Here is a 16,092-nt window from a genome sequence, read left to right on the forward strand (position 1 = left end):
CCATGTCCGACGCCGCCGAGACGGCAACTGCGCCGGTGCTCGAGCTATCAGGCCCCCGTGCGACCATCCGCCTCAACCGGCCAAAACATCTGAACCGGCTGCAGGCGGAAGACCTCGGCGACCTCGTAAAGCTGTTCGACCGGATCGAGGCCGATCGCGCGATTCGCGTGCTGGTCTTGACCGGCACCGGCCGCGCCTTCAGCGCCGGCTACGATCTCAACTCGGTCGCCGAGCGTGCGACCAGCGCCAGGGAAGAGCAGAGCGCCGGCTCGGCGTTTGAAGTGGTAGTCAACCGGCTGGAGGATCTCGGCGTGCCAACGATCTGCCGGCTCAATGGCGGCGTCTATGGCGGCGCGACCGATCTGGCGCTGGCCTGCGATTTCCGCATCGGGGTCGACACATCAGAGATGTTCATGCCGGCGGCGCGGCTGGGCCTGCATTATTACAAGAGCGGCATCGCCCGCTATGTATCGCGGCTCGGCGCCGACAATGCGAAGAAACTGTTCCTGACCGCGCAAAAGATCAGCGCACCGGAAATGCTGCGGATCGGCTACCTCACCGCGATGGTGCCGCTGGAATCGCTGGACGAGGAAGTCGACAGGCTCGCCACCATCCTCGCCGGCAACGCGCCGGTGGCGATGGCCGGCATGAAGCGCGCCATCAACGAGATCGCCCACGGCAAGCTCGATGAGGCCGCCGCCGACCAGCGCCATCGCGAGAGCATGCGCGGCGCCGAGATCAAGGAAGGCATCAAGGCCTTTGCAGAAAAGCGGGCGCCGAAGTTTTAGTGCGCCATGCGCTCCCTCTCCCCGCGCTTCGCGGGGAGAGGGTTGGGGGTGAGGGGCTGCTTCCGCAAATTCGAAAGACGTGAGTGCGCGGAGAGAGTCCCCCTCACCCGGATCGCATCTCCGATGCGATCCGACCTCTCCCCGCAAGCGGGGCGAGGTGAAGAGGCCCGGCTCTGCGGAGCAGCGTTGCGCGCTGCACCGCGTCCGGGACACGGGACGCTACTCTTCCACGAACGTCACCGTATCCGCCACGCTCGCGCGCGAGGTGCGGTAGCTGTTGACCGTGTGTTCGTGGTCTGCAAATCCGAACGAGATGCCGCAGACCACGCGGCGGTTGTCGCCGAGATTGAAGTGGCGGCGGATCAGCCCGGAATGCCGCGCCAGCGCCGCCTGCGGAATGGTGCCGAGACCGAGCGCCTGGGCGGCCAGCATGAAATTGGAGACATAGGCGCCGCAATCGATCGCGCCGTAGATCCCGAGCGGCTCGTCGGTATGGATGATCGCGACATGTGGCGCGCCGAAGAAATTGTAGTTCTCCAGAGCCTGTTTGGCGTAGGCCATCTTGTCGCCTCTGATGATGCCGAGCGTGTTGTAGAGCTGAAAGCCGCTCTCGCGGCGGCGTTCGAGATAGACGCCGAGATATTCGCGCGGCGGGGTAAAGTCGTGGTCGTCCCTGGCACCGGAAGCGGCTTCCGCATAGATCAATTTGCGAAACCGTTCCTTGGCCTCGCCGCTGGCGATCAACACCTGCCAGGGCTGGCTGTTGCACCATGATGCGGTGCGCTGCGCCGCGGTGAGAACATGCTCGATGGTCTCGCGCGGCACCTCTCGCGGCAGAAAGGCGCGAACCGAATAGCGTTCGCCCAACAGCTCTTCGAGCACGCCGATGCGGTCTTCGGTCGCATAGCGCGGCTTCGGCGTCTTTGCGTCCATGACACTTCCTCTTCCTGTCATTCCGGGGCGCGCGCAGCGCGAACCCGGAATCTCGATCCAAAACCTCTGGATTCCGGGTTCGCCGCTTCGCGGCGCCCCGGAATGACAGCTAGCCTCTTCCCTTGGTCGGGATCTTGTTGAACGGCACGTCCTTGTCGACGCGGATATCGCCGGGCAGACCCAGCACGCGCTCGGCGATGATGTTGCGCAGGATTTCGTCGGTACCGCCGGCGATGCGCATCGAGGGTGAACTCAGCAGCATCTGCTGGAACTGGCCGCGCGCTTCCTCTTCGGCGTCGCCGGTGAGTGCGCCGGCCGCGCCCTGCAGATCCATCGCGTAGGTCGCGATGTCCTGCAGCATCATGCCGGAGACCAGCTTGCCGATCGAATTCTCCGGTCCGGGCCGGTCGCCCTTGGACAGCGCCGAGATCGCACGGTAGCTGGTGTATTTCAGCCCGCTTGCCTTCACCGCCCAGCTCGCGAGTTTCGAGCGCGTGGCGGGATCGTCGATTGCGAGCCCGTCATCCGTCATCAAGTTCGAGCAGAACTCGAACATTTCGGGAAAGCCGGTCGCCAGCCGCGAGCCGATCGACATGCGCTCGTTCATCAGCGTGGTCAGCGACACGTTCCAGCCGTCGCCGACCGCACCTAACCGCTGATGATCGGGGATCACGACGTCGGTGAAATAGACCTCGTTGAATTCCTGCATGCCGTTGGCCTGCTTGATTGGCCGCACTTCGACGCCCGGGCTCTTCATGTCGAGGAAGAACATCGTCAGGCCCTTGTGCTTGGGCACATTGGGATCGGTCCGCGTGATCAGAAGGCCGTAGTCGGAATAATGCGCGCCCGAGGTCCAGATCTTCTGGCCATTGACGATCCAGTTATCGCCCTTCTTCTCCGCGCGGGTGCGAAGCCCCGCGACGTCGGAGCCGCCGGCCGGTTCCGAGAACAACTGGCACCAGATCTCCTCACCCGATGCGAGTTTCGGCAAGTAGCGCCGCTTGGCATCCTCGCTGCCGAACGCCATCACGGTCGGGCCGCACATGCCTTCGCCGATCTGGAACGGCTGCGTCAGCTTGCCGTAGACGCCCTCCTCCTGCTGCCAGATCACCTTCTCGATCGGCGTGGCGCCGCGGCCGCCATATTCCTTCGGCCAGTGCAGGCAGGCCCAGCCGCCTTCGGCCTTCTTCTTTTGCCAGGCCTTGCCGACCTCGACCATGTCGTGCCTCGCGAGCCGGATGCGGCCGAGCGAGGACTTTGACAGTTCCGCCTCGAACTCCCTCGGCGCGTTGGCGTCGACCCATTTGCGCGCGAGGCTGCGGAATTCGGCTTCCTGCGGGGTGTCGTCGAAATTCATGGCGGCTTCCTCTTTTTCTGTCATTCCGGGGCGCGCCTTGGCGCGAACCTGGAATCTCGATCAATAACCTCTGGATTCCGGGTTCGCGCTACGCGCGCCCCGGAATGACGACTAAGCTCTTCCCTTGGTGGGTATCTTGTTGAACGGCACGTCCTTGTCGACCCTGATATCGCCGGGCAGGCCGAGCACGCGCTCGGCAATGATGTTGCGCATGATCTCGTCGGTGCCGCCCTCGACACGGGTACCCGGCGCGCGCAGCAGCATCGCCTGGAATTTGCCGGCGACTTCCGCGTCCTCCGGGCCGCTCAGCACGCCGGCGGCGCCCTGCAGATCCAGCGCGTACATCGCAACGTCCTGGACCATCGAGCCCGCCACCAGCTTGCCGATCGAGTTTTCCGGTCCCGGCCGGTCGCCCTTCGACAGCGCCGAGATCGCGCGCATGCTGGTGTATTTCAGCCCGCTCGCCTTCACCGCCCAGTTGGCGAGCTTTGAGCGCACGCCGCGGTCTTCGATCGCCGGGCCGTCCTCCAGCATCAGGCTGTTGCAGAATTCGAACAATTCCGGAAACCCCGTAGAGACGCCGGCGCCGATCGACATGCGCTCGTTCATCAGCGTGGTCAGCGACACGTTCCAGCCGTCATTTACGGCGCCGAGCCGCTGCGAGTCCGGGATCTTCACGTCCGTGAAGTAGACCTCGTTGAAATCCGACTGCCCGCTGGCCTGCTTGATCGGCCTCACTTCGACGCCTGAACTCTTCATGTCCAGGAAAAACATGGTGAGGCCCTTGTGCTTGGCGACATTGGGATCGGTGCGGGTGAGCAGGATGCCGTAATCGGAGTAGTGCGCGCCCGAGGTCCAGATCTTCTGGCCGTTGATAATCCAGTCGTCGCCGTTCTTCTCCGCGCGGGTGCGCAGGCCTGCGACGTCGGAACCGCCGGCGGGTTCGGAGAACAGCTGGCACCAGACCTTTTCGCCGGACGCCAGCGGCGGCAGATATTTGCGTTTCTGCTCCTCGCCGGCGAACGCCATCATGGTCGGGCCGCACATGCCGTGGCCGATAATGAACATGCCCGAGAGCTTGCCGAACGGGCCCTCTTCTTGCTGCCAGATCACGCGCTCGATCGGCGATGAGCCACGGCCGCCATATTCCTTCGGCCAGTGCAGGCAGGCCCAGCCGGCATCGGCCTTCTTCTTCTGCCAGGCCTTTGCCACCTCGAGGATGTTGGCGCCCGTGAGCTGGGTGCGGCCGAGCGAGGATTTGCGCAGCTCCTCCTCATATTGCTTCGGCGCGTTGGCGCCGATCCATGCCTTGGCCTCGGCGCGGAACGCGGCTTCCTGCGGGGTGTCGTCGAAGTTCATGTGCGTCGTCCTTGCTCGTCATTCCGGGGCGCGCGCAGCGCGAACCCGGAATCCAGAAGTTGATTACATCGAGATTCCGGGTTCGCGTTTTCAACGCGCCCCGGAATGACACCTAAAATCAAGCGGCGTTCTTCTTGCGCATGCGGTCGATCAGCTGATCTTCCCAATAGGACAGACTGCCGAGCCCGAGCGCCATCGCGTTGGCGCGGCGGTAATACATGTGGCAATCGAACTCCCAGGTGAAACCCATGCCGCCATGGACCTGGATGTTGTTCTTGGCGCAGTGCTGGAACGCCTGCGTCGCGCTGATGCGCGCGGCGGCGGCGGCTTCCGGCAGTTCCGACGCGTTGGTCGACAACGCCCAGGCGCCGTAATAGCAATTCGACCGCGCCAGCGTGGCCGAGACATACATGTCGGCCAGCATGTGCTTGACCGCCTGAAACGAGCCGATCGGCCGGCCGAAGGCGATACGATCGAGCGCGTAGTCGCGGCCCATTTCCAGCGCGCGGTCGGCACCGCCGACCTGCTCGAACGCGACAAGCACCGCCGCACGGTCGAGCACCTGCGACAGCACGCTCCAGCCGTCACCGGCCGCACCGAGCGGCTCGGCCTTGGCATTCTTGAACGTCAGCTCGGCCTGGCCGCGGGTCGGATCGACATTGGTCAGCGACTTCACTTCAACGCCGCCGGCCTTGAGGTCGACCAGGAACAGCGAGATATCGGAATCGCGCCCCGTGGAGCCGGTGCGCGCGGCGACCACGGCGAAATCGGCGATGGCGCCGTCAGCGACCGGCTTCTTGACGCCATTGAGCGTGCCGCCGGACGCGGCGAGCTTGATCGCCTTCGGCGATGGATTGCCCTTTCCCTCGAACAGCGCCAGCGTGCCGATCGCCTCGCCCGAGGCGATCTTCGGCAGCCATTTCTGCTTCTGCGCCTCGCTGCCCGCAATTAGGATCGCTTCGGCGGCGAGATAGACGGTCGATGAGAACGGCACCGGCGCCAGCGCGCGGCCCATTTCTTCCGCGATCACGCAGAGTTCGAGATGGCCCGCGCCGGCGCCGCCGAATTGTTCGGGAATCGCGACGCCGAGGAAACCCATCTCGGCCAGGCCCTTCCACAATTTCTTGTCGTAAGCCGCCTTGCCGTCGAGCACGGTACGCACCGCTTTCGGCGGACATTGTTCGGAGAGGAATTTCCTCGCCGCGTCGCGCATCTGCTTCTGGTCGTCGGAGAAATCGAAATTCATGGCGCTGTACTCTGTTCGGTGTTGGATGACTCTGTAGCTCTGTAGGATGGGTAGAGCGAAGCGAAACCCATCGAAAGGCTTTCGGTTGCGGTTGATGGGTTTCGCTGCGCTCTACCCATCCTACGATCCGTTCAAAATTATCACGTCCTCTCCCGGATGATCGGCATAGAGCTGCTCCACCAGCGCGGCGCGGCGCTCGAGGCCGGCGCGCTGGTTGATGTAGCCCTTGTCGGTGAGTTCGTTGCCGTCGATCGAGGCCGGCTCGACCATCAGCATGGCGCGGGCGATCCGCATGCTGCTGCCGCCTGAGGTCGATGAATTGTGCGCCTGCAGGCCGCGCTTGAAGAAGGCCAGCACTTCGGGATGCTTGACGACGTCTTCAAAGCTCGCATCGGGATTGCCTGCGATCTGCCGGCAGGCGTGGAGATTGGGCCAGGCCAGCAACCCGATGAACGGACGATCCTGTCCCGCAACCAATGCGTCCTGCACCACCGGCGTCGCAGCCGCGATCGCATCGGTGCGCAGCGAACCGACGTGAACGAAGGTGCCGGTGGTCAGCTTGAAATCCTCGACCACGCGGCCGGCGAAGATGATGCCCTGCAGCGGATCTTCGGGGTCGACGAACACACCGGCATCGCCGATGCAGTAAAAGCCCTCTTCGTCGAACATCTTGCTGGTGAGATCGGGCTGACCGAGATAGCCGGGCGTGACGTTGACGCCGCGCAGCCGCAATTCATATTTCGATCCGCACGGCACCATCTTCAGTTCGACGCCGGGGAACGGCAGCCCGATCAGGCCGACGCGCTCGGTGTCCCAATAGGTGCCGGTGGAGGTCGGCGCGGTCTCGGTCGAGCCCCAGCCGGTATAGAACACGATGCGCTCGCCGGTGGCGCGCACCGCGAGTGCCTGCATCCGGTCATAGAGATCGTCGGGCAGCCGCGCGCCGCCATAGGCCATCAGGGTGAGATTCTTGAAAAAGCTGCGGCAGAGCGCATCGTCCTTTTCCATCGCGGCGGCGAGTGCGGCGTAACCGGCCGGCACGTTGGCGTAATAGGTCGGCGACACCTCGCGCAGGTTTCGCAAGGTCTCCTCGATCTGGCCCGGCATCGGCCGGCCGTCGTCGATATAGAGCGTGCCGCCGTCGACCAGCACCGGATGGAACGCGGCGTTGCCGCCCATGGTGTGATTCCACGGCATCCAGTCGAGCACGGTCGGGATCGGTCCGTTCGGGTCACGTGGCCGCACCTGCATCATCATCGCCGCATTGGCGCACATCATCTCCTGGGTATTGATGACGGCCTTCGGCATCCCGGTCGAGCCCGAGGTGAACAGCAATTTACCGACGGTGTCGGGCGTAATTTTTGCGATCGACGCCTCGACCTCGCCTGTGACCGGCGTCGCCGCGAGATCGGCGAAGGAAACACTCTTGATGCACGCGCAGGGCCGCGCGACGTGAACGACGGTGACGCCAGTGAGATCGAGCGCTTTCAGCGCTTTCTCGAAGGTGGGGCCGTCCTGCACCATCACCACGGCCGGCCTGATCAGGTCGAACAGATATTTCAGCTTGAGGTGATCCTGGCTCATCAAGGAATAGGCCGGCGACACCGGCGCTGCCGGAAACCGCGCCTGCATCGCCGCCTGCGTCATCAGCGCATGCTCGATCGAATTGCCCGACAGGATAGCGACCGGGCGCCCGGCGTCGAGTCCCAGATTGAGCAAGCCCTGCGTCAGCGCATCGACGGTGCGCTTGGCTTCCCCATACGACAGCTTGCGCCATTGCCGCTCAGTGCCGGCGCGCTGCGCCAGCCAGATTCTATCCGGCGCTTCCCTGGCCCATTTCGCCAGCGAAGCCGGGATGTGCTTCTCGTATGCCTGCAGCGGAATCCGCGACTTCAAGACGATGACGCCGTCCGGCCGCCGCTCGACCGCGATGTCGCGTGCCAGCCATTCGATCTTGCGAAAGGCCGGCTTGGTCAGCACTGCGGCTGCGTTCCCACTCATATTGCGTCTCCCGGAATTCGGTCCTTTGCGGATCCCTTGTTCTTATCGGTTGTTATTGTCTGATATAGACAGGCTTTCGCTTTTCGAGGAAGGCCCTGATGCCTTCGTTGAAATCTTCCGAGCGGCTGCACAAAACCTGATTGCGATCTTCCATCGCGATCACGGCTTCAATCGAGCCGGCGTCGACGCTCATATTGAGGCATTCCTTGGACAGCCTTAAGCCCACCGGCGAGGCCGTCATCATCGCTTCGACGTAAGGCTCCGCGGCGGCGTCAAGGCCGCCTTCCTCGACGACCTCGGAGACGAGGCCGACGTCAAGAGCGCGCTCGGCGCCGATGAAGCGGCCGGTCAAAATCAGTTCCGATGCAACGGACACGCCGACCAGGCGCGGCAGGAAATAGCTGGTGCCGATATCGCAGCCGCCGAGGCCCAGCTTGATGAAGGCGCAATTCATCCGCGCCGACCGGGTGGCGATGCGGATGTCGGCAGCAAGCGCCAGCGCAAAGCCGCCGCCGGCCGCCGCCCCCTGGATCAGCGCGATGATCGGCTGCGGAGCGCGCCGCATCAGCATCACGATATCGGCAATGCGGCGTTGCGAATCCAGCGATTCGGTTACCCCGGGCGGTTCCTGCTGCCCGGCACGGCGCTGCATCGCATGTTTGAGATCGAGCCCGGCGCAGAACGACGCGCCCGCGCCTTTCAGCACCACCACGCGCGTCGCGCGATTGCGCTGCAGGCCTTGGAAATAGGCATTGAGCGCGTCGATGAGACCAGGATCGAGCGCGTTGAGGCTGTCCGGGCGATTGAGCGTCACCCGGTCGACCCCGTCATCGTGTTCGATCAGCAGCGGTTGAGTCACATCGTACTCCCAGCGCATTCGGCGGATCGCGGTGCCAATTGCTGCGCCCTCTCCCCTTGTGGGAGAGGGCTACACCGGCCTTAGCCCTGCATTCGGTGCGGTGAGGGGTTGCCAGACGGATAGAACCCCTCACCCGTCGCCTCACTGCGTGAGGCGCCACCCTCTCCCACAAGGGGAGAGGGGAAGAAGAAACTACCGCGGCGCCATGCGGATCGCGCCGTCGAGACGGATGGTCTCGCCGTTCAGCATCGGGTTCTCGACGATGTGGACCGCGAGGTTGCCGTATTCGGAGGCGTCGCCGAGCCGGGCCGGATGCGGCACCTGGGCGCCGAGGCTCTTGCGGGCTTCCTCGTTCAATCCCATCAACAGCGGCGTCAGGAACAGGCCGGGCGCGATGGTGTTGACGCGGATCTTGAGGCTGGCGAGATCGCGCGCGGCCGGCAGCGTGAGGCCGACCACGCCGCCCTTCGACGCCGAATAGGCGATCTGGCCGATCTGGCCTTCGTAGGCCGCGACGCTCGCGGTGTTGATAATGACGCCGCGCTCTTCGCCGATCGGCGCTTCCGTCGCCAGCCGTTCGGCGAACAGGCGCAGCACGTTGAAGGTGCCGATCAGATTGACGTTGATGATGCGGACGAATTTGGCCAGCGGATAGACGCCGTCCTTGCCGACGGTGCGCTGCGAACCGCCGATGCCGGCGCAGTTCATCAGCACGCGGGCGATGCCGTGGGCGGCTTCGGCCTTGGCAATCGCTGCCTTGATCGCTTCCTCGTCGGTGACGTCGGCGTGAAGGGCGACACCCTTTACTTCGGCCGCGACCTTCTCGGCGTTTTCCTTGTTCTGGTCGATCACGCCGATCTTGGCACCCTTGGCGGCCATGGCTCGCGCGGTGGCCGCGCCGAGGCCGGAGCCACCGCCGGTGATGAGAACGGCAACGTCTTTCAACTGCATCTTAAAAACCTTTCCTTCAGCGTTTCCTTGGGCGTTTCTTCTCTGGACTTCGAACTTGTTATTCGGCTGCCGCTGCGGCCGTGTCATTATTTGAGTTCAGCATGCCGCCGCAGATCAGCGCTTCCATGTGCTTGACGTATTCGCGGCACACTTCATCGGTGACGGGGCCGACGCCGGTGGCGCGCGACATCGCGTGCCGGCCGAAGAACAGATGGTCGCAGGCGCCGATCAGGCTGGTGTAGAACAGCACCGGATCGATGTTGCGGAACTCGCCGGCCTTGATGCCTTCGGCCAGCAGCCGGCGATGAAAGTCGAGCAAGGGCGCCACAAAGAATTTCGACACCTCGTCGGCGGCGTCCGCGCTGCTCTCGTGCAACAGAAAGTGGATCAGCCGGTTCATATAGGGGAACTGGTGATAGGCGCGGATGATGCCGCCGATATGCAGACGGAGTTTTGCGGTCGGCGAGATCGGCTGGGCCAGCAGATATTCGAGCTGCGACATCTCGGTTGCGGCATCGCGCGCCAGCAGCGCCAGCAACAGCCCGTCCTTGTTGCCGAAATGATATTTCACCAGTGCGGCGTTGACGCCGGACTTTTGCGCGATGTCGGAGAGCGACACCTCGATCGAGGAGCGCTCGATCATCAGTTCGCTCGCCGCGACGAGCAGCTTGTCGGCGGTGCTATTTCTGCCGCCCGGAATTTTGGTCGGTACGCTGGTATTCAACTGTGATCCCATCACTGCCAAGTCACTGCCAAAGTCCGCTGCCAAGTCCGGAAATCCGGCCGCACATAACCGCATGACGCGGCTGCACTCAAGAGTTAATTGATTGATTGACTAAATCCCGCAGCCCCCCTTAAATCCGGCCCAGCTTTCAAACGCCATCCAATAACAATCAGGGAGAACTGACATGGCCGAGGCCTATATCGTCGCCACCGCACGCACCGCCGGCGGCCGCAAGGGAGGACGCCTCGCAGGCTGGCATCCGGCGGATCTCGCCGCCTCCGTGCTGGATTCGCTGATCGACCGGACCGGCGCCGACCCCGCCCAGATCGAAGACGTCATCATGGGCTGCGTGATGCAGGCCGGCGAGCAGTCCAACAACATCGGCCGCAACGCGGTGATGGCCTCGAAACTGCCGGAGAGCGTGCCCGCCACCTCGATCGACCGGCAGTGCGGCTCGTCGCAGCAGGCGCTGCATTTCGCGGCGCAGGCCGTGATGTCCGGCACCATGGACTGCGTGATCGCGGCCGGCGTGGAGTCGATGACGCGGGTGCCGATGGGGCTCACCTCATCGCTGCCGGCCAAGAACGGCTTTGGCCATTACAAGAGCCCCGGCATCGAGAAGCGCTACCCGAACATCATGTTCAGCCAGTTCACTGGTGCTGAAATGATGGCGGAGAAATACGGCCTCTCCAAAGACGAACTCGATACCTATTCCTACAACAGCCACCAGCGCGCGATTGCCGCCACCCAGGCCGGCCGTTTCAAGGACGAGATCGTTGCGCTTGCGATCACCCGCGCCGACGGGTCGACCGACACCCACCACATCGACGAAGGCATCCGCTTCGATGCCAGCCTCGACGGCATCAAGGGCGTCAAGCTGATCGCCGAGAACGGCAAGCACACCGCGGCCAGCGCCAGCCAGATCTGCGACGGCGCCTCCGGCGTGATGGTCGTCAATGAAAGGGGCCTCAAATCGCTCGGTATCAAGCCGATGGCGCGGATCCATCATTTGACCATGATGGGCGGCGACCCCGTGATCATGCTGGATGCGCCGCTGCACGCCACCGAACGCGCGCTGAAGAAGGCTGGCATGACCGTCGACGACATCGACCTGTTCGAAGTCAACGAAGCCTTTGCCGCGGTACCGACGGCGTGGCTGAAGACCACCGGCGCCGACCCCGAGCGGCTCAATGTCAATGGCGGCGCGATCGCGCTCGGCCATCCACTCGGCGGCTCCGGCACCAAGCTGATGACCACGCTGGTCAACGCCCTGAAGCAGCGCAACAAGCGCTACGGGCTGCAGACCATGTGCGAAGGCGGCGGCATGGCGAATGTGACGATCGTCGAGCGGCTGTAGGCGCAAGCGCTGCAACAAAAATGGTGTCGTCCCGGCCTTCAGCCGGGACCCATAACCACAACCATTCGCGGTTATGCAAAGCTGGAGCTCCAGCTCGTTTCAACAATTTAGATCGGTGGTTATGGGTCCCGGCTCAAGGCCGGGACGACCACGTTGATTGTTTCAGGACTCCCCATGACCCACCCCTCGATCTACGCCCGCACCCAGCCGAACAAGATCGCCTATCAGATGGCGGGGAGCGGCAAGGCGATCACCTACCGCGAACTGGACGAACTCTCGAACCAGGGCGCGCAACTGTTCCGCTCGCTTGGGCTGAAGGCCGGCGACCACATCGCGTTCCTGATGGAGAATCGCCTCGCGTTCATGGAGATCTGCTGGGCGGCGCAGCGCGCGGGGCTCTATTACACCGCGATCAGCCGCTATCTGACCCAGGACGAGATCGCCTACATCGTCAAAGACTGCGGCGCCAAACTCGTGATCACCTCGCCGAAATGCGCCGAGCAGATCAAGGGGCTGGTCAAGGGCGAGCCGGGCGAACCGATTTTCTACATGGTCGACGAGCCGCTGCCTGGTTTCCGCTCCTGGGACAGGGAGACGATCGCGCAGCCGACCACGCCGATCGCGGATCAGGAAGCCGGCTACGACATGCTGTATTCCTCGGGCACCACCGGGCGGCCCAAAGGCATCAAGCGCGAGTCCGAACACAACCCGATCGACCTGCCGAATCCGTTCCTGAAAATTCTCTGCGCCGGCATGTGCGGCATGTCGTCCGACAGCATCTATCTGTCGCCGGCGCCGCTCTATCACGCCGCTCCCCTGCGCTTCAACATGATGGCGATCACGCTGGGCGGCACCTCCGTGATCATGGAGTCCTTCGATGCCGAAGAATTTCTAAAGCTGGTCGAGAAGCACAAGATCACGCAGTCGCAGCTGGTGCCGACCATGTTCGTGCGCATGCTGAAGCTGCCCGAAGAGGTGCGCACGCGCTACAACGTCTCATCGCTGGTCGGGGCGATCCATGCCGCGGCCCCCTGCCCGATCGACGTCAAGGCCAAAATGATCGAATGGTGGGGACCGATCCTGATCGAATATTACGCCGGCTCCGAAGGCAACGGCGTCACGGTCTCGACCTCGCAGCAATGGCTGACCCATCGCGGCACCGTCGGCCGCGCCGTCGTCGGCAAGATCAAGATTCTCGACGAGAACGATCAGGAAGTGCCGACGGGGCAGATCGGCACGGTGTATTTTGCCGATGCGCCGGTCTTCACCTATCACAACGATCCCGAGAAGACGAAGCGTGCCTACAACGACAGGGGCTGGTCGACGCTCGGCGACGTCGGCTATCTCGACGATGAAGGCTTTCTCTATCTCACCGACCGCAAGAGCTACATGATCATCTCGGGCGGCGTGAACATCTATCCGCAGGAAACCGAGGACGTGCTGATCACCCACCCTGGCGTCGCCGACGTTGCGGTGTTCGGCGTGCCGAACGAGGAAATGGGCGAAGAGGTCAAGGCGGTGGTGCAGCCGCACGACATGACCAGGGCCGGCAAGGACCTGGAGGCCGAGCTGATCGTGTTCTGCCGAAAGCATCTGTCGCCGATCAAATGCCCCAAGAGCATCGACTTCGAGGCCGAATTGCCGCGCACCCCGACGGGCAAGCTGGTGAAGCGGCATCTGCGCGACAAGTACTGGCCGAAGACGGCGGCGAAGGTTTAGCGAGTTTGGTTGTCGTCCCGGCGAACGCCGGGACCCATAACCACCGATGTTAGCTATGGGATGGAATCGCGGCTGCAGCTTCGCGCAACATAGACAACTGTGGTTATGGGTCCCGGCTCGCGCTTCGCTTGGCCGGGACGACGTGAATTTGGATTCCCTTCATGCCCGGGCTTGTCCCGGGCATCCACGTCTTTACAGTCGCGCCGCATAAGAAGACGTGGATGGCCGGAATAAATCCGGCCATGACGAGGAAGCAAACAATGACCACCCTCCCTGACATCCCGCTCCCCTCAACCATCCGCTCGCGCACTATCGACAACATCAACGGCCTCACCATGCATGTGCTGGAAGCCGGCTTCGAGACACGCGGCCGGCCCTGCCTGTTGCTGCTGCACGGCTTTCCCGAACTGGCCTTCAGCTGGCGCAAGGTGATGCCGGCGCTGGCATCCGCCGGCTATCACGTGATCGCGCCGGACCAGCGCGGCTATGGCCGCACCACCGGGTGGGACGCAAACTACGACGGCGATCTGGCCTCGTTCCGGCTGCTCAATCTGGTACGCGACGCGTTAGGCCTGGTGTCGGCGTTCGGCTACGCGCATATCGATGCCGTGATCGGGCACGATTTCGGCTCGTCGGTCGCCGCCTGGTGCGCGCTGGTGCGGCCGGATGTGTTTCGATCGGTGGCGCTGATGAGCGCGCCTTTTGCGGGGGCACCGCCACTGCCCTTCAATACCGCGGATGCGCCGGCCAAGCCGGTGGCGGAAGATCCGGTGCATCGCGAACTGGCGGCGCTACCGCGCCCGCGAAAACATTATCAATGGTATTACTCGACGCGCGAAGCGAACAACGACATGCACCAAGCACCGCAGGGCCTGCACGATTTCCTGCGCGGCTACTATCATCACAAGAGCGCGGACTGGAAAGACAACAAGCCCTATCCGCTCAAATCATGGTCGGCCGGCGAGTTGGCAAAACTGCCGACCTATTATGTGATGGATCTGGCCAAGGACATGGCCGCGACGGTCGCGGAAGAGATGCCCTCGACGGCAGAGATCGCCGCCAACCAATGGCTGCCCGACCGCGAGTTGTCCTTCTACAGCAGTGAATATGGCCGCACCGGATTCCAGGGCGGCCTGCAATGGTATCGCTGCGGCACCTCGGGCGCGTTCACCAGCGAATTGCAGACATGGTCCGGCCGCACCATCGACGTGCCATCCTGCTTCATCTCGGGCAAACAGGACTGGGGCACCTATCAGCGTCCCGGCGTCTATGTGGCGATGCAATCGAAAGCCTGCACCAACATGATCGGCTGTCATCTGATCGACGGCGCCGGCCATTGGGTGCAGCAGGAGCAGCCGGAGCAGGTTAGTCGCTTGCTGTTGCAATTCGTGAAGCAGCTTACCGAACACGACACCCGATAGGTTCATCACCAGTTCATTATCGATCTGACATCATCCGAGAACGTCGCGGGAACCATCGTTCAGAAGCCGCGTTGCCGAATGCCGGCAATGTGCCCGGGACATCGACTGGAGAAGAGTATGGATAAGAAGATCGCTGGGCTATTGGGAGCGGTGGCGTCGCTTGCAACATTTGGCGCGGCGGAAGCAGCGCCCGCGCCGGCCCCGACCGATGTCCTGCGGGCCAATTCATTCGCCGATTTGCTGGAGCCGATCCCGAACGCCGCGGCGCTGCTGCAGGCGATCGATGAATCCGCGCCCGTTCCGTCGGCGCAGGACAATGTCCAGATGGCGCAATTCTATCATCACCATCATCACCACCACCATCACCACAGCCAGTATCGCAGATATTATGAGCCCCGCGTCGTCGTGGTGCCGCCCCGATACCGTCGTTATCACCATCATCATCACCACCATCACCACAGCTTCTACCGCCGCGACTATTGAGACCGCGCGCTATCGCATGATGAGAAACGGGACCGTGACGGTCCCGTTTTTTTGTCGCTAATCGTGGCGCGCCTTCTCCTTCGCCGCGCGATGCAGATGCCGGTAGGTGCCGTCGAATACGGTATCGGTCGATGACGTCCACTCGGTCCCGGCCGAAAGCGTCGGCCGGCTTTGATAGATCCGCCGCGCCTGCAGCTCGCGTTCGGCCGATTCCTCCTCGCCCATCTTCTCAAGTTCGAAATTGGCTTCTTCCGGGATCACGATGATCTGCGCGAACGGCTCGTTCGGCCGGAAAATGTGGGTTCGGCCTTCGGCCGGCGCCTTGAAAACGGTGAAGAACAGCATCGGCCACCAATTGCGCACCAGCGCCGGAACCGCGATCGGCACGGTATCGGTTGGGTCGGTATAGAATCTCGGATGCGGTTCGGTGCGAATCGCCATGCCCTTCTCGACCTTGAGATCGAGCAGGATCTGGTAGGTGTAGAAATTGTCGCCGAAATTCCGGAATGGCGGCCACTGCGCGGCATTATCCGGGGGCTCGCCCCAATCGGCATCAAAAATCAAATGACCGTCTTTGGTGCTGACGTGAAGTTCGAAGTCGTAGGGATAAAACAATTCGATCCCGTATTGGGCGCCTTCCGAAAACGGAACGCAGTGCCACACCTGTTCACGCGATCCGTCCGCGCGCGGTTCGCGCTTGCCGGCCCACCCGGGTATCTCGAGTTTGGTCCGGCGCGGCGCCAGCCGCGGATCGTTGAGACGGTATTTGACCTTGTCCATAGCACCCCCGGTTTTCGACCCATGCAGCAGGAACTCGAACGAGCACGGGACCGCAGGGTTCCGCCGGTCTAACGCCGTTTTGCCCCGGGATCGACCTTGCCGCCACTGGCGAGG

The 16,092-nt window shown here is 63.2% G+C and carries 14 protein-coding genes; 5 read left to right on the forward strand and 9 right to left on the reverse strand.

Annotation, left to right across the window (positions count from 1 at the left end; all coding sequences use genetic code 11):
- The first annotated feature begins 2 nt into the window (after nucleotides 1-2).
- Entirely contained in the window at nucleotides 3-788 is a 786-nt protein-coding gene (locus tag V1289_RS16975; protein WP_334397962.1) for an enoyl-CoA hydratase/isomerase family protein, read from the forward strand.
- Nucleotides 789-1,007: 219 nt separating this feature from the next.
- On the opposite strand, the gene V1289_RS16980 is transcribed toward V1289_RS16975, so the two are convergent.
- From V1289_RS16980 to V1289_RS17015, 8 genes are all read right to left on the reverse strand, one after another.
- Nucleotides 1,008-1,721, reverse strand: coding sequence for a nitroreductase (locus V1289_RS16980; RefSeq protein WP_334397963.1), 714 nt, complete (start codon nucleotides 1,719-1,721; stop codon nucleotides 1,008-1,010).
- 109 nt (nucleotides 1,722-1,830) lie between these two features.
- A complete protein-coding gene (locus tag V1289_RS16985) occupies nucleotides 1,831-3,078 on the reverse strand; it encodes an acyl-CoA dehydrogenase (RefSeq protein ID WP_334407508.1) in 1,248 nt (415 codons plus the stop codon).
- A gap of 111 nt (nucleotides 3,079-3,189) precedes the next feature.
- Nucleotides 3,190-4,437: an acyl-CoA dehydrogenase gene (locus tag V1289_RS16990; protein ID WP_334397964.1), complete on the reverse strand. Its 1,248-nt coding sequence runs from the start codon at nucleotides 4,435-4,437 to the stop codon at nucleotides 3,190-3,192.
- 118 nt (nucleotides 4,438-4,555) lie between these two features.
- Nucleotides 4,556-5,683: an acyl-CoA dehydrogenase family protein gene (locus tag V1289_RS16995; protein ID WP_334397965.1), complete on the reverse strand. Its 1,128-nt coding sequence runs from the start codon at nucleotides 5,681-5,683 to the stop codon at nucleotides 4,556-4,558.
- 120 nt (nucleotides 5,684-5,803) lie between these two features.
- Entirely contained in the window at nucleotides 5,804-7,684 is a 1,881-nt protein-coding gene (locus V1289_RS17000; protein WP_334397966.1) for an AMP-binding protein, read from the reverse strand.
- A 52-nt stretch (nucleotides 7,685-7,736) separates the two neighbouring features.
- Complete coding sequence (locus tag V1289_RS17005; protein ID WP_334397967.1) at nucleotides 7,737-8,543, reverse strand: enoyl-CoA hydratase/isomerase family protein; 807 nt, start codon at nucleotides 8,541-8,543, stop codon at nucleotides 7,737-7,739.
- A 192-nt stretch (nucleotides 8,544-8,735) separates the two neighbouring features.
- Nucleotides 8,736-9,494, reverse strand: coding sequence for an SDR family NAD(P)-dependent oxidoreductase (locus V1289_RS17010; RefSeq protein WP_334397968.1), 759 nt, complete (start codon nucleotides 9,492-9,494; stop codon nucleotides 8,736-8,738).
- A 58-nt stretch (nucleotides 9,495-9,552) separates the two neighbouring features.
- Nucleotides 9,553-10,230 (reverse strand): TetR family transcriptional regulator, encoded by a 678-nt coding sequence (locus V1289_RS17015; protein WP_334397969.1) that lies wholly within the window; start codon nucleotides 10,228-10,230, stop codon nucleotides 9,553-9,555.
- 172 nt (nucleotides 10,231-10,402) lie between these two features.
- Between V1289_RS17015 and V1289_RS17020 the strand changes: the two genes are divergently transcribed.
- The 4 genes from V1289_RS17020 to V1289_RS17035 all read left to right on the forward strand — a co-directional run bounded on the left by V1289_RS17020 (nucleotide 10,403) and on the right by V1289_RS17035 (nucleotide 15,198).
- The gene (locus V1289_RS17020) at nucleotides 10,403-11,575 is read left to right on the forward strand and encodes an acetyl-CoA C-acetyltransferase (protein ID WP_334397970.1); all 1,173 of its coding nucleotides are present in this window, start codon (nucleotides 10,403-10,405) and stop codon (nucleotides 11,573-11,575) included.
- Between the two features lie 174 nt (nucleotides 11,576-11,749).
- Complete coding sequence (locus tag V1289_RS17025) at nucleotides 11,750-13,294, forward strand: acyl-CoA synthetase (RefSeq protein ID WP_334397971.1); 1,545 nt, start codon at nucleotides 11,750-11,752, stop codon at nucleotides 13,292-13,294.
- A 260-nt stretch (nucleotides 13,295-13,554) separates the two neighbouring features.
- The gene (locus V1289_RS17030) at nucleotides 13,555-14,715 is read left to right on the forward strand and encodes an alpha/beta hydrolase (protein ID WP_334397972.1); all 1,161 of its coding nucleotides are present in this window, start codon (nucleotides 13,555-13,557) and stop codon (nucleotides 14,713-14,715) included.
- A gap of 117 nt (nucleotides 14,716-14,832) precedes the next feature.
- A complete protein-coding gene (locus V1289_RS17035) occupies nucleotides 14,833-15,198 on the forward strand; it encodes a hypothetical protein (protein ID WP_334397973.1) in 366 nt (121 codons plus the stop codon).
- A 57-nt stretch (nucleotides 15,199-15,255) separates the two neighbouring features.
- Here the strand turns inward: V1289_RS17035 and V1289_RS17040 are convergent, their stop codons facing one another.
- Nucleotides 15,256-15,978, reverse strand: a complete 723-nt coding sequence (locus V1289_RS17040) for a hypothetical protein (RefSeq protein WP_309180105.1) — start codon at nucleotides 15,976-15,978, stop codon at nucleotides 15,256-15,258.
- Nucleotides 15,979-16,092: the final 114 nt, after the last annotated feature.

Origin of the sequence: Bradyrhizobium sp. AZCC 2289 (assembly GCF_036924615.1) — a bacterium.
In the GTDB taxonomy this organism is placed as follows: domain Bacteria; phylum Pseudomonadota; class Alphaproteobacteria; order Rhizobiales; family Xanthobacteraceae; genus Bradyrhizobium.